Source organism: Klebsiella sp. MISC125 (assembly GCF_051131775.1).
In the GTDB taxonomy this organism is placed as follows: domain Bacteria; phylum Pseudomonadota; class Gammaproteobacteria; order Enterobacterales; family Enterobacteriaceae; genus Klebsiella.
Genome location: NZ_CP180448.1, coordinates 3,828,677 through 3,842,230, shown reverse-complemented (window position 1 = coordinate 3,842,230; position 13,554 = coordinate 3,828,677). Strand labels below are relative to the sequence as shown.

Below are 13,554 nucleotides of genomic sequence, written 5' to 3'. Positions count from 1 at the left end.
CAGGGGTCTCAAAAAGGACTGGGGGCCAAATGGCCATGGTTACAGCAATTTATATCAGATAGCGGAGCGCTTTCAGATTTTTCTCTTTAGATATTATTTACATGACTGATGATTCTGGGTATGATGCGCGCCGCTAATGAGTATTAACCCTTTCGGGAATTTACTCATTACATATAACCGCCATTAGCTCATCTGGAAGAGCGAACGACATACGTTGTAGGGAACGGGGTTCGAGGCCTCGATGGCGGCCCAATGCCGACTTAGCTCAGTAGGTAGAGCAACTGACTTGTAATCAGTAGGTCACCAGTTCGATTCCGGTAGTCGGCACCATTCATTATCCATTCTGCATAGATGCTTAGTTTTAAGCCTCTGACTATCCCGCCGTGGCTGCATAAGACAAACAGCAAAAAATCTCTATTTCAACAATTTCTGCAAAATTCACCACTACGATCTACATATTGAATTCGTATAAATCATGCGATTACTCTGTGAATAATCGTGGTTGAGAATTTACTTATTAGGATTTAGTCGCGTACTTTTCAGAAATTTCACCACTTTTTATATGGTATTATCCTTTGTTCAAGGAGTGAACGAAGGGAAAAATAATGCTGCACCGTTATGCCGTTTTCTCCAGAAAACATAATACGCTTCATATTGTTATGCTTTTTTCCATATTAATAATAAGTTTCATACATTTGAGCGTACTGCTGGAAACAGATAACACATGGCTGTTTTGGCCGATGATGATTTATCTACCCATTTTTTTTCTTTGGCGGAAAGTCTCCGTGTTACGAAGCAGGATCGCTGATTAATGTGCTGGTGGAGTTGCCTACATGAATGAAAACACAACATCAAAACCAACCTCTGAACAGAAAGTTATCCAACCTGTATTACGAAAAGTCGACCTCAATCTATTGACTATTTTTGATACCGTCATGCAGGAACAAAGCTTAACCAAAGCGGCGCAAACGCTGGGGATGTCTCAGCCTGCGGTCAGCAGCGCGGTTTCTCGGCTAAAAGTACTGTTTAAAGACGAACTGTTTGTCCGCAACGGCCGTGGGATTAAACCGACAGACCGTGCATTTCAGCTTTTCATTTCGGTGCGCCGCGCGCTGCAGCTGGTGCAAAATGAACTGCCCGATACCCTTTTTGACCCGCTGGACTGTGAACGTATTTATAATTTGTGCGTTTGTAGCCCGCTGGATAACTATCTGACCCCGCTGATATTTAATAAGATTAGTGAGATCGCGCCAAGGGTAAGTCTGTCATTTAAATCCTCGTTGAGCCAACAGGTCACGAACCAGCTGCGCTATCAGGAAGTTGAGTTTGTTCTTGATTACAACAAGTTTAACCATCCTGAATTCACCAGCATCCCGTTGTTTAACGATGAAATGGTGCTAGTGGCCCGCCGAAATCATCCGCGCATTTCAGGACCGCTGACCGAACAGGAAATTTATCAGGAACAGCATGCCTCCGTGGCGTTGGATCGCTACGCGTCGTTCAGCCACCCTTGGTATAGCTCGGAAGAGCAGCAGGCCTGCGTTGCTTTTCACGGTAATGCGATGGTCAGCGTACTGAGCGTCGTGTCACAAACTAATATGGTCGCCATTGCCCCAGAATGGTTAGCCAGGGAATTTGAAGAACAATTTGAACTGCAACTGCTGACTTTGCCATTAGAAATGAGCAGCCGTACCTGCTATCTCTCATGGCACGAAACTGCCGGTCAGGACAGAAGCCATCGCTGGATGGCGGAATTGTTGATTAAAATTTGCCAGCGCTAAATATATATCAATAAATACCTGGTCTGACGCCAGGTATTTATTGTTGCTTGTCGATTTCAACCTTGAGAATAAATTAAATAGCATTAAATATATCCATCCTGTTGCCGAGTAAATAACAGTTGAAGATTATTTTTTGATAAAATTTGCCTGCATAAAAGTTATTGAAATATCAAGTTGCAGAAAATCAGTCATTTGTGCAGCAGACCTGCGCGGCGGTTTCTATACTCTCATTATCTGATGCCTGAACCAAGAGACGATACGGATGTACAGAAAAATGAAGTGCGCAATGGCGACTGCCGCTTTGTTTACCTCGGCGACGCTCGTGCAGGCGGATGAAATCAATCTCTATTCAGTTAATACCGGCTCATGGATTTATCATTTGTCGAACAACCACGGGCAGTACACTGAAGGTTTTGATAACCAGTTTGCCTCCGTTGAGCGCAAGTTCTCTGAGGACTCAAAGTACAGCCTGCTGGCCGGGACGATGAAAAACAGCTTTGACGACCGCTGCATCGCGCTTGGCGTGCGCCGCGACTGGGTATCCTTCGGCAACGGTTGGGTATTTAAGGGCATTTACGGCTACGTGGGTGAATTCTTCTTCGATGCTTTTGAGCACTGCGGTGACCATGGTTCTTATAAGGATTTTAAAGATGCCACTGGGATCGGCTTTTCTCCCTATATTTATCATGGTTTTCAGTACAACTTCACCGATTACTTTGGCATTGAAACCGGGATTATTATCCCGACCGTTTTTGTCGTCAGCATACAGTGGAGTTTTCGCTAATTAAGCGTGTATTCTGTATCACGCCAGTGCGATGATGATCATGTTTTTAATTAATGGCTGTAAAAAGTTAAGTCGTCTTAAGGTTATTTTAATGTTCATTATTTCCATTCTTTTTTAAAAGAATTTTCCCGTCCTCAAGTATCCGCATTCAGTATATTTCACTCTTTTTATTAGATGGTAATTGTTTTCATTATCATTCACATTTCACTGTGTTTTAATCCTTTCCGCCGGCTGGTTGGTTTAATTTGCCCACATATACTAAGGATTAGCTTATGCGTTTTCGCTTATCGTTTTATTGCACCGCTGCGTTGCTTGCTTCTTCTGCATTTCTTGCCCCGCAGGTTATGGCTGCTGACAGCAGCGAGGGAATTGTTGTCTATAACGCGCAGCATGAAAATCTGGTTAAGTCATGGGTGGATGGCTTTACTAAAGAGACAGGAATTAAAGTGACGCTGCGTAACGGCGGCGATAGCGAGCTGGGGAATCAGCTGGTGCAGGAGGGGTCTGCCTCCCCGGCGGATGTCTTCCTGACGGAAAACTCTCCGGCGATGGTGCTGGTGGATAACGCGAAGCTGTTTGCAGCGCTGGCGCCTGAAACTCTCAAACAGGTTGTGCCGCAATATCGCCCTGAACATGGACGCTGGATTGGCATTGCCGCCCGCAGTACCGTATTCGTCTATAACCCGGCAAAAATCAGTGAAGCGCAGCTGCCAAAATCGCTGATGGATCTGGCGCAGCCGGAGTGGAAAGGCCGCTGGGGCGCTTCGCCATCGGGCGCGGATTTCCAGGCTATCGTCAGCGCGATGCTGGCGCTGAAGGGTGAGCAGGCTACGCTCGAATGGCTCAAAGCGATGAAAACCAATTTCGTGGCCTACAAAGGCAACAGCACGGTGATGAAGGCGGTGAATGCCGGTCAGATTGATGGCGGCGTTATCTACCATTATTACCGCTTTGTCGATCAGGCGAAAACCGGCGAGAACAGCAACAACACCCGTCTCTACTACTTTAAAAACCAGGACCCGGGCGCTTTTGTCAGCATTTCCGGCGGTGGCGTTCTGGCTTCCAGCAAACATCAGGAACAGGCGCAGGCCTTTATCAAGTGGATAACTGGCAAGCAGGGCCAGGAAGAGCTGCGTACCAACAACGCCTTTGAATATGCCGTGGGCGTTAACGCCGCATCCAACCCGAAATTGACGCCGCTGAAAGACCTGGATGCGCCGAAGGTTGAGCCATCTTCACTGAACAGCAAAAAAGTGGTCGATTTGATGACCCAGGCTGGCCTGCTGTAATCGCCAGATAAAGTGAATACGCCATGTCTTCTCTGAGTTTCGTGCTCGGGAAAAAAGCACAACGCCTGCCCGAGCGCAGGCGTCCTGCCTTTCCGATGATCGTTTTAGCTATTCTGTTTTCCCTGATGGCGCTGCTGCCGCTGGGATTTGTCGTTGCCGTAGGCATTGAAACCGGTTGGCAGACTATCAAAACGCTGGTATTTCGCCCGCGCGTCGGTGAGCTGCTGAGTAATACCCTGTGGCTTATAGCGCTGACGGTACCGCTTTGCATTGCGCTGGGCGTTGCTCTGGCCTGGCTCACGGAGCGGACCTTGCTGGCCGGGCGGCGAGTCTGGTCGGTGCTGGCGGTTGCGCCGCTGGCGATCCCGGCCTTCGTGCAAAGCTACGCCTGGGTCAGCGCGGTACCCTCATTGCACGGTCTTTCCGCCGGGGTGTTCCTTTCGCTGCTGGCCTATTACCCGTTTATCTATATGCCGGTTGCCGCGGTATTGCGCCGTCTGGATCCCACGCTGGAAGATGTTGCCGCCTCATTAGGTTCGCCGCCGTGGCGCGTCTTTTTGCGCGTGGTTTTGCCGCAGCTCAGGCTGGCGATATGCGGCGGCGCGCTGCTGGTGGCGCTACACCTGCTGGCGGAGTACGGCCTGTTTGCGATGGTCCGCTTTGATACCTTTACGACCGCTATTTACGACCAGTTCCAGTCGACCTTCAGCGGCCCGGCGGCGAATATGCTGGCTGGGGTGCTGGCGCTTTGCTGTCTGGCCATTCTATTGCTGGAAGGAGCGTCGCGGGGCAAAGCGCGCTATGCCAGAATTGGGTCAGGAACCGCGCGCGAACAAAAACGCTGGCGGCTGAGCCTGCGGGCGGCGATCCCTCTACAGCTCGCGCTGCTGACGCTGGTCATCCTGGCGCTGGGGGTTCCGCTGATGGTGCTCTGCCGCTGGCTATGGCTGGGCGGAATGGCGAGCTGGATGAACGCCGACCTTTGGCACTCTCTGCGGCAAACGCTATTTCTTGGCGCGGTGGGCGCTCTCCTCACCACCGCCTGCGCGGTCCCCATCGCCTGGCTGGGCGTTCGCTATCCGCAGCGTCTTTTTCGCCTGCTGGAGGGGTGTAACTACGTGACCAGCTCTCTGCCCGGCATCGTTACGGCGCTGGCGCTGGTGACGGTCACTATTCACTACGCGCGACCCATCTATCAAACTGAAGTCACGCTGTTCCTGGCTTACCTGCTGATGTTTATGCCCAGGGCGCTTATCAACCTGCGCGCCGGAATCGCTCAGGCTCCGGTCGAGCTGGAAAACGTCGCCCGCAGTTTAGGCCGCAGCCCCGGCCGGGCGCTATGGAGCGTGACGATGCGCCTGGCGGCGCCGGGCGCGGCAGCGGGGGCGGCGCTGGTATTCCTCGGTGTCACTAATGAACTGACCGCCACGTTGCTGCTTTCTCCGCTCGGTACCCGCACGCTCTCAACCGGCTTCTGGGCCTTAACCAGCGAGATTGATTATGTCGCCGCCGCGCCTTACGCGATGCTGATGATTCTGCTGTCGCTGCCGCTGACCGGTATTCTCTATGTACAGTCGAAAAAAATCGCAGGCCTGTAAAATGCTCGAACTCTCCTCAATCTCAAAATCTTTTGCCGGTACGCGCGTGCTCGATGACCTGAATCTGACGGTGGCCGCAGGCAGCCGGACGGCGATTGTCGGCCCCTCCGGCTCCGGTAAAACGACGCTGCTGCGGATCCTTGCGGGCTTCGAAACGCCGGACAGCGGGCGCATCGTGTTGCAGGGGCGAACGCTGTTTACGCAGGGGACATTTATTCCGGCCCACCTGCGTGGGGTGGGTTTTGTTCCGCAGGAAGGCGCTCTGTTCCCCCATCTTAACGTTGCGGACAATATTGCCTGGGGTCTGGACGGCAGTCGTCAGGAGAAATACCAGCGGGTGGCGGCGCTGATGGATATGGTGTCGCTGGACAGCCAGCTTTCGAACCACTGGCCGCATGAAATCTCCGGCGGTCAGCAGCAGCGCGTCGCTCTGGCGCGCGCGCTGGCCCAGCAGCCCGCGCTGATGCTGCTGGATGAACCTTTCTCAGCCCTCGATACCGGGCTGCGTGCGACCACGCGTAAAGCTACGGCGGATCTCCTGGAACAGGCTGGGGTCGCATCGATCCTGGTGACTCACGATCAGAACGAGGCGCTCTCTTTTGCCAGCCAGGTTGCGGTGATGCGTCAGGGGCGTTTTGCCCAGGTCGGTACGCCGTTTGAGGTCTATAGCCATCCCGTTGATGAAGAGACCGCGCTATTTCTCGGCGATGCGCTGATGCTGCCTGCCGAGCTTCGCGGCGGACGCGCAAGCTGCGCGATTGGCGAAGTGTTCACCGACAATCCTGATGCCGTCGGACAGGGGCGGGTGATGCTGCGCCCGGAACAATTGGTTATTTCCTCCTGCCCGGCAGATAAAAAGCCTCTGACCATCCGCGATGTCGATTTTACCGGCCACCTGTCAACGTTAACCCTGGCGATTCCCGGTCAACATGAACCGCTGATCGTCAAAACCGTCAGCCAGCACGGCTGGAGAGTGGGGGCGGCGGTGCGAATCGACGTCGTGGGCAAGGCGCGAGTCTTTGTTAGTTAACGTCGCAAAGTCATAAATCAATGCACAGATTTGCCGACCGACTGCGCGAGCAGCACAGGGCAATCTGCTGCGCGCTGGCGGATTTCTCCGCCTCCGACTGCACGGTGTCGCGATGATCGACAACCCTGTCGATGACCGGCGTCAGGCAGGCACCGCAAATCCCCATTTCACAGGAGAGCGGGACGGGGACGCCGTTCTCCTGGAGTACCTGAGCAATGGTTTTATCCGGGGGCACCGGCCACTGTTCGCCCGATGACGCCAGCGTCACGTTAAAGGTTTCTCCCTCCTGAGCACCGGCTGGCGTTACGATGGGCTGAAAGGCTTCGCTATGGATCAGCGTTTCGGTCCAGCCTTTTTCCCGCGCCACCCGACGCGCGGTGGCCATAAAACCCTCTGGCCCGCAGAGATATATCGGATGCCCGTTATGCGCATCCTTCAGCGCCGCGGCCAAGTTGTGCCGGGCGCTATCCTCTTCGCAAGAGCTATGAATCACCACGCTTTCAGCGCTGAACCGCTGCTGCAGTTCGCGTACAAACGCCCCCTGTTGGCGGTTTTTCAGATAATAATGCAGCGTAAACGGTACGCCCTCTGCGCCCAGCCTGAGCGCCATCGCATACAGTGGCGTAATCCCAATCCCGGCGGCCAGCAGCGTCACCCGTTCCGCCGCGTGTAAATGAAACAGGTTTCGCGGGTAGGAAATCAGCAGCGTCTGGCCGGGACGCAGTTGCTGATGAATATAGCGCGAGCCGCCGCGGGATGTTTTCTCCAGCGCGACGCAAATCAGGTATCCGTCATCGGGACTTTCAGGGCCGGTAAGCGAATACTGGCGGATAATCCCGCAGGGCAGATGCACATCAATATGCGCGCCGGGCTGCCAGCCGGGGAGCGGTTGACCGTTCTGCGCTACCAGCCTGACGGCGAGGCTTTGACTCCCCTGACGCCAGAGACCGTCAACGATAACCTCTATTATATCGCTCATGATGATTCTCCACTCAGACGAGGAAAAAGTCGCCGAAGCCCATTTTCTTCAGCCCGCGCCGATAGGCGATAGAGCTGCGATCGGCGGGGATATGCGCTTCGAGGGTTAAATCCAGCGGTAATCTTTCCGGGCGCTGGGTCTCCACCATCAGGCGATCTTCCTCAAAGACGCGCAGGTTAAACGCGTGGACATCTTCCACCGGCACGTGCAGGTCGAAATTGCGCGCGATAGGCGCAAACATCCGGGTTATTCGCGAGGAAACGGGTGAGGCGGCGTTCATAATCACCAGCCTGGCGTCACCGGGGAAATGAATCGTCAGCGTGGCGGTAAACGGCAGATGCATCTCGAAACGGCGCAGCCACTGGAAACCTTCCGGCGCGCGAAATTCGGAGCTGGCGGGATAGTTGCCGACCGAACTCCAGTAATCGGCGATAAAACCAAACGCCGTTTCCTGCGGATTGTAGTTCGGTACTACCTGATTATCCGGGTCGGCGAAGGTATCGGTATGGATCCACGCAAAATGGGCGACATCAAGAAAGCCCTCAACCTGGCGACCCGCAAAGCCGTTGACTTCAAATGCCGGGCAGTTAATTTGCTGGAAGCCGTCGTCGTGCCAGTGTGGCATCACCGGCAGCGGCAGGGGATTTTCCGGGTCGAAGGCCAGGCAGGTCCAGATCAGACCATAGCGCTCCTCCACCGCAAAAGAGGTGAGGTTAAGCTTTGCCGGTACCGGCTGGTCAGGACTGGAAGGGATGCGGTTGCAGCGGCCATCTTCGCCGAAGCGCAGGCCATGGTAGGGGCAGACGATCCCTTCCTCATCATGAAAACCGAGCGTCAGCGGCACGCCGCGATGGGGGCAGACGTCGCGAGCGACCACCACCTGGCCCTTAATTCGATAGATAACCAGCTGCTCATCAAGCAGGACGGCTTTCACCGGCGCGGGGCCGATATCGCAGGCGCGGGCGACCGGGTGCCAGCATTTCGCCAGGCGCAGCCAGTCTTCAGGCTCAAAGGTGCAATGGGCGGGTGGGGTGGGTTGTTGTCTGTTCATGGCTTCTCTTCCTGCTCACAAAAAACATTTGTTTAATTGTTGTGAGTTTATTGTTGCCATATTAGGGTGTTGACATCCATTGCCATTAATTCAGCTAGCTGTTGCAAAAAAGAGTACAGATAAAGATGAGTCCATTTTCGCGTTTTGCTCTCTATTTTGCCGAAGTAGCCCGCAGCGGCAGCCTGCGGCGGGCGGCGGAAAAACTGCATATTTCCGCCTCGGCGATTAACCGGCAAATTTTGCAGGCGGAAGAAGCCTTCGGCACGCCGCTTTTTGAGCGCCTGCCGGAAGGGCTGCGCATGACCACCGCCGGAGAGTTGCTGTACAACGACCTGCTGCGCTGGCAAAAGGAGTTTCATCTGACGCGGCAGAAGTTTGATGAGCTGCAGGGGCTGAAGCGCGGTACCGTTAGCGTTGGTATGGTGCAGGCGCTGGCGGAAGGGTGCTTTGCCGCCGCGCTGGCGGAGATCATCGCCAGCTGGCAGTGGCTGGAGCTGAATCTGCAGGTGGCGGACAGCCATACCGTCAGCCAGAAGGTGCGGCAAGCGGATCTCGATTTCGGCCTGATTCTGGACCCCGAAGGCCAGGCCGGGCTAAGCGTGCTGGCCTTTGCAGAGCTGGAGATGGGCGTGGTGATGCGCCCGGATCGTCCCCAGGCGCATGCTGCGATGCTCTTATTGGGTGAGCTAAGCGAGGAGCGGCATATTCTTCCCGGCGCGCCGCTGATCGTTCATGAGCAGGTTGCGATGCTCTATCGACATTATGATTTTTCCCCGGCGAACAGCATCAGCTGCAACGATATCCGGCTGATTAAGTCGCTGGTGCTCAAAGGCAGCGGCGTGACCATCCTCAGCCGCCTGGACGTGCTGGATGAGGTAAAAAGCGGGCTGCTGGCGTTTGTCCCGCTGCGCAACAAGCTGCTACGACCTCTCACCCTGGCCCTGTGTACCGCTCCCTCGCGCCAGCTTTCCCGCCCGGCGCAAATGGCGATTCAGAAACTCACCGCGGTGATGGAGGAGATGCAGACGCCGTCCTCTGCGAACGAGTAGCCCGGTCTGAAATCCTCTGCGCTTTGCCTCCCCGGTGGCGCTGCGCTTACCGGGGCTACGGGTTCACCGCCGTCTGCGGGCTGGTAGCCCGGACAGGCGCAACGCGCCGCCTCCGGGAATGTGCCTAACCTGAAATTTCCTGCAACCTGTTTCCCCGGTGGCGCTGCGGCTTCCCGGGCTACGGGTTTATTGCCGTCTGCAACCCGGGAAGGGCTCGGAACCACAGCCATTACCCTAACGGGCCGCCCTGAATGGTTTCGCACAGGCCGTTGATAATCCGCTCACCGGTCTCGGTTTGCAGCTCCTGGTACCAGGCTTGCGTCTGCGCCATATCTTTGCCATGGGTCACATCACAACGTTTACGCGCTTTCAGCACCAGGTCGCGAACCCGGTCGCGGCGCAGCGCTTCATACTGCTGCAATACCCCGGCAATATCGTGGCTCTGGCGGAACAGATCTCCCAGCACCACCGCATCTTCCATCGCCGCGCAGCCGCCCTGGCCGATATCCGGGGTGGTGCTGTGCCCAGCGTCGCCCAGCAGAGCGACCTTACCGCGGATCAGCTTATCAAACGGCTCAATATCATGGATTTCAATCCGGTTGGTGGTCTGCGGATCGAGAGCAGCAATCAGCTTCTGCACCTGCGGCGCCCAACCGCTGAAATAACGGCTGAGATCCGCGCGCAACGTGTTGCGATCCTCAGCAAGCCCGGTCGGGAGCGGAACATCAAAGAAAAAGTAAAACCGCCCATCAGAAACCGGCATCAGCGACACGCGCTTGCCCTCGCCGACAAAGGTCGTCCACTGATTACCCGGCGCAATCACCTCATCGATTTCTACCAGACCATTCCAGTTAACGTAGCCCGCGTAGCGCCGCTCCGGGCTAAAGCCGAGGACGTAAGGGCGCAGCGCTGAATGGCTACCGTCGGCGGCAATTAAAAAATCCCCCTCAGCCGTCGACCCGTCGGTAAACCAGACGCGAACGCCGTCGGCGTGTTCTTCGCAGCGGGTGACCCGTTTACCAAACTGCACGGCATCGCGCCCCCAGAATTCGAGCATTTTTCGCTGTAGCTCGGCGCGGGACACCGGGCAGGGACGACCTCCGGTGCGTTCCACCAGCGGAGCAAGGCTGAACTGGGTAAGGTTCTCTCCCTGCAGGTAATCCTTGTAAGCCAGAAAATGCATCGGGCCGCCGTAGTTCTCGATAATCTCGCCCATGCCCAAATGCTGCATACACTTCACGCCGTTGGGCCAGATAGAGATAGCCGCGCCCACCGGCTTAATTTCTTTAACTGCTTCAAACACTTCGCAGTCTATGCCTGCATTTTTCAGCGCCACCGCCGCGCTCAGGCCGCCAATTCCGCCGCCGATAACTAATGCCTTCATTTACTTCTCCTTTGCCTGGGTCGTTATTGGCTTGAGCAATTTGCGTACCACCCTGTTGAACGGCGATATTTACGGCAAAGGGCGGCGTAAATGCGCCAAAGTAGTGCGTTTTGCCACCGTGAATGCCTTTTTATGAATCAAAAATTGCTAATTGAGTTATGGGGAATCTATTGTTTCATGTGGGGGAGGTTTGGCGTGGTTTATGCAAGGTTCAGGTTGTGAGTGAGGCTAAAGGAGCCACTATGATTTCTCTGGAACGCTTTAATCAGCTCAGTCAAGACGATGCTCGCGCTGTGCTTCAGCCCTGCGTAGCGCTTCCAATCTGGTCAGCGTCGCTGATACAGGCACGACCATTTGCGAATTTTGCCGTGCTGCTCAGCACCGCGCAGCAGCTGATGCAGGAGTGGGGGGAAGCGGAATTGAACGAGGCGCTGAGCGCCCATCCGCGTATCGGCGAGAAGCCCGCAGGGCAAGAGGCGCATGCGGCGCTCTCACGTCAGGAACAAGGGAACGTTAACGATCGCGATGTCCGGCTGACCCAGGCGCTGAAAGAGGGCAATGCCCGCTACGAAGCGCGTTTTGGCCGGGTCTTTTTGATTCGCGCCAAAGGGCGCAGCAGGGATGAGATCTTAGAGATGCTGTCGCGTCGTTTGCGTAATAGCGATAGCGAAGAAGTACAGGACGCGTTAGCGCAGCTGCGCGAAATCACCTTATTAAGACTGGAAGGAGTTATTGGCGAATGAGCACCTTAAGCACCCATATTCTGGATATCTCAACCGGCCGCCCGGCGCAGGGCGTTAAGGTTGTGCTGGAGCGAGAAGGGGCGCGGATTGCCAGCGGCGTGACCGATAGTCATGGCCGCATTGGCGAACTGGGGGCCGGGCCGCTGGCGGTGGGGTCTTACCGGCTGGTTGCCGAGATTGGCGAATGGTTTGCCGCCAGCGGGCGCGAGACGCTGTATCTGAACGCGCAGATTGATTTTGCCATCCGCGAGGCGGCGGACGACCACTTTCATCTACCGTTTTTAATCGCTCCCGGCGGCTGGTCGACCTATCGCGGCAGCTAAATTCCCCCGGAGGCGGCGCTGTAGTTTGGTAGCCCGGGTAAGGCGCTTGCGCCGCGACCCGGGATGGTCTCTGAATGAAAATCCTCTGCGGCTGGTTTTCCCGGCGGCGCTACGCTTGGCCGGGCTACACGTCCGCAGTCGCTTGTGGTCCGGTAGCCCGGGTAAGGCGTTTGCGCCGCGACCCGGGAAAAAACTACTCCGCTATTGCATCTCCCCATACGCGCTCGCCGTTCACCCACGTCTCGCTGATATTACGCTCATCGCCCAGGGTCATCAGGACGAACAACTGCTCATAGATATCTTTGCAACGCCCGTTGCGTAAGCGCTGAAGCGGCGTGACCGCTGGATCGATAACCACAAAATCGGCTTCTTTTCCCGGCTGGAAATTACCAATCTTCTCATCAAGACGCAGGGCGCGCGCGCCGCCGAGAGTGGCATGGTAGAACGCTTCGCTGGCGCGCAGGCGATAGCTTTGCAGCTGGCTCACTTTATACGCCTCGCCGAGAGTGCGCAGCATACTGAACGTCGTGCCTGCGCCAACATCGCTACCGATACCCATCCGCACCTTTTTCTGCCAGCAGGTCGGCAAACGAAACAGTCCGCTGCCGAGAAACAGATTTGAGGTCGGGCAAAAGGCCAGCGCCGAACCGGTATCGTGCAGGCACTGCCACTCTGCATCCGCCAGATGAATACCGTGGGCGAATACGCTGCGCTCGCCGGTCAACCGATAGTGATGGTAAACATCAAGATAGTGCTCATGTTCCGGCCACAGGCTTTTTACCCATGCGACTTCGTTGAGGTTTTCGCTCAGGTGGGTATGCAGCCAGGTATCGGGAAACTCTTCCCGCAGCTGCTGCACCGCCGCCAGCAGCTCCGGCGTCGAGGTTGGCGCGAAGCGTGGCGTAATGGCGTAGCCAAGGCGGCCGCGCTGGTGCCAGCGTTGGATCAGCTCGCGAGTTTGTCGGTAGCTTTGCTCTGCGCTTTCGCTCAGATAATCCGGCGCGTGGCGGTCCATCATCACTTTCCCGGCGAGCAGGCGCATATTCAGCCGTAGCGCTTCGCTAAACAGCGCATCGACCGATTGCGGATGCAAAGTGCAAAATACCAGCGCGGTGGTGGTGCCGTGACTCAGCAACTGGTTAACGAAAAATTGCGCGATCTCCCCGGCGTAGTCGGCGTCGGCAAACTGGCTCTCCACCGGAAACGTGTAGGTAGTGAGCCACTCCAGTAGCTGCTCGCCGAATGCGCCAATCATTTCGGTCTGCGGATAATGCACGTGGGCATCGACAAAGCCGGGGAGCAGCAGCTTACCGCGCAGGTCGCGATAGCCCTTCAGCGGATGCAGATACTGTTCGCCCTCCTGCCAGGGCAGCAGCGCCTGAATGCACCCGTCCCGGAGAAACAAAATACCATCTTCCAGATAGCGCGCGTGGCGGGCGATATCGTCAGCGCTATCGGCAACGGCGGCGATATCGAAAAATGCGCCGCGAACTGCGGCATGGTAGTCCATCATCTTGGCTGCCTTGTGGATTAGCGAAAGGAT

12 protein-coding genes and 1 tRNA gene are annotated in these 13,554 nt (G+C 55.8%); 9 read left to right on the top strand and 4 right to left on the bottom strand.

Annotation, left to right across the window (positions count from 1 at the left end):
- Positions 1 to 254 precede the first annotated feature (254 nt).
- From ACMYSL_RS18245 to ACMYSL_RS18220, 6 genes are all read left to right on the top strand, one after another.
- A tRNA-Thr gene (locus tag ACMYSL_RS18245) sits at positions 255 to 330 on the top strand.
- 503 nt (positions 331 to 833) lie between these two features.
- A complete protein-coding gene (leuO, locus tag ACMYSL_RS18240) occupies positions 834 to 1,781 on the top strand; it encodes a transcriptional regulator LeuO (RefSeq protein ID WP_182237720.1) in 948 nt (315 codons plus the stop codon).
- A 286-nt stretch (positions 1,782 to 2,067) separates the two neighbouring features.
- Complete coding sequence (locus tag ACMYSL_RS18235; protein ID WP_434659312.1) at positions 2,068 to 2,565, top strand: hypothetical protein; 498 nt, start codon at positions 2,068 to 2,070, stop codon at positions 2,563 to 2,565.
- Positions 2,566 to 2,837: 272 nt separating this feature from the next.
- Positions 2,838 to 3,854, top strand: a complete 1,017-nt coding sequence (locus tag ACMYSL_RS18230) for an iron ABC transporter substrate-binding protein (RefSeq protein WP_434659310.1) — start codon at positions 2,838 to 2,840, stop codon at positions 3,852 to 3,854.
- Positions 3,855 to 3,877: 23 nt separating this feature from the next.
- Positions 3,878 to 5,452 carry an ABC transporter permease gene (locus ACMYSL_RS18225; protein ID WP_434659308.1) on the top strand — a complete coding sequence of 525 codons (1,575 nt, stop codon included), beginning with the start codon at positions 3,878 to 3,880 and terminating at the stop codon, positions 5,450 to 5,452.
- 1 nt (position 5,453) lies between these two features.
- A complete protein-coding gene (locus ACMYSL_RS18220; protein WP_434664147.1) occupies positions 5,454 to 6,482 on the top strand; it encodes an ABC transporter ATP-binding protein in 1,029 nt (342 codons plus the stop codon).
- Positions 6,483 to 6,492: 10 nt separating this feature from the next.
- Here the strand turns inward: ACMYSL_RS18220 and ACMYSL_RS18215 are convergent, their stop codons facing one another.
- Complete coding sequence (locus ACMYSL_RS18215; RefSeq protein WP_434659306.1) at positions 6,493 to 7,461, bottom strand: PDR/VanB family oxidoreductase; 969 nt, start codon at positions 7,459 to 7,461, stop codon at positions 6,493 to 6,495.
- 13 nt (positions 7,462 to 7,474) lie between these two features.
- The gene (gene hpxD, locus ACMYSL_RS18210; RefSeq protein ID WP_434659304.1) at positions 7,475 to 8,512 is read right to left on the bottom strand and encodes a molybdenum cofactor-independent xanthine hydroxylase subunit HpxD; all 1,038 of its coding nucleotides are present in this window, start codon (positions 8,510 to 8,512) and stop codon (positions 7,475 to 7,477) included.
- A gap of 125 nt (positions 8,513 to 8,637) precedes the next feature.
- On the opposite strand from hpxD, the gene hpxR reads away from it, so the two are divergent.
- Positions 8,638 to 9,561, top strand: coding sequence for a LysR family hpxDE operon transcriptional regulator HpxR (gene hpxR, locus ACMYSL_RS18205; protein WP_434659302.1), 924 nt, complete (start codon positions 8,638 to 8,640; stop codon positions 9,559 to 9,561).
- A gap of 229 nt (positions 9,562 to 9,790) precedes the next feature.
- On the opposite strand, the gene hpxO is transcribed toward hpxR, so the two are convergent.
- Positions 9,791 to 10,945 (bottom strand): FAD-dependent urate hydroxylase HpxO, encoded by a 1,155-nt coding sequence (gene hpxO / locus ACMYSL_RS18200; protein ID WP_434659300.1) that lies wholly within the window; start codon positions 10,943 to 10,945, stop codon positions 9,791 to 9,793.
- Positions 10,946 to 11,187: 242 nt separating this feature from the next.
- Here hpxO and uraD point away from each other — a divergent pair, with 242 nt between their 5' ends.
- Both uraD and uraH read left to right on the top strand, forming a co-directional pair.
- On the top strand, positions 11,188 to 11,688 hold the full coding sequence (uraD, locus tag ACMYSL_RS18195) for a 2-oxo-4-hydroxy-4-carboxy-5-ureidoimidazoline decarboxylase (protein ID WP_434659298.1): 501 nt from the start codon (positions 11,188 to 11,190) through the stop codon (positions 11,686 to 11,688).
- On the top strand, positions 11,685 to 12,011 hold the full coding sequence (gene uraH / locus ACMYSL_RS18190) for a hydroxyisourate hydrolase (protein WP_142466273.1): 327 nt from the start codon (positions 11,685 to 11,687) through the stop codon (positions 12,009 to 12,011). The genes uraD and uraH overlap by 4 nt, the downstream gene beginning before the upstream one ends.
- A 193-nt stretch (positions 12,012 to 12,204) precedes the next feature.
- Here the strand turns inward: uraH and guaD are convergent, their stop codons facing one another.
- Complete coding sequence (guaD, locus tag ACMYSL_RS18185) at positions 12,205 to 13,524, bottom strand: guanine deaminase (RefSeq protein ID WP_434659296.1); 1,320 nt, start codon at positions 13,522 to 13,524, stop codon at positions 12,205 to 12,207.
- Positions 13,525 to 13,554: the final 30 nt, after the last annotated feature.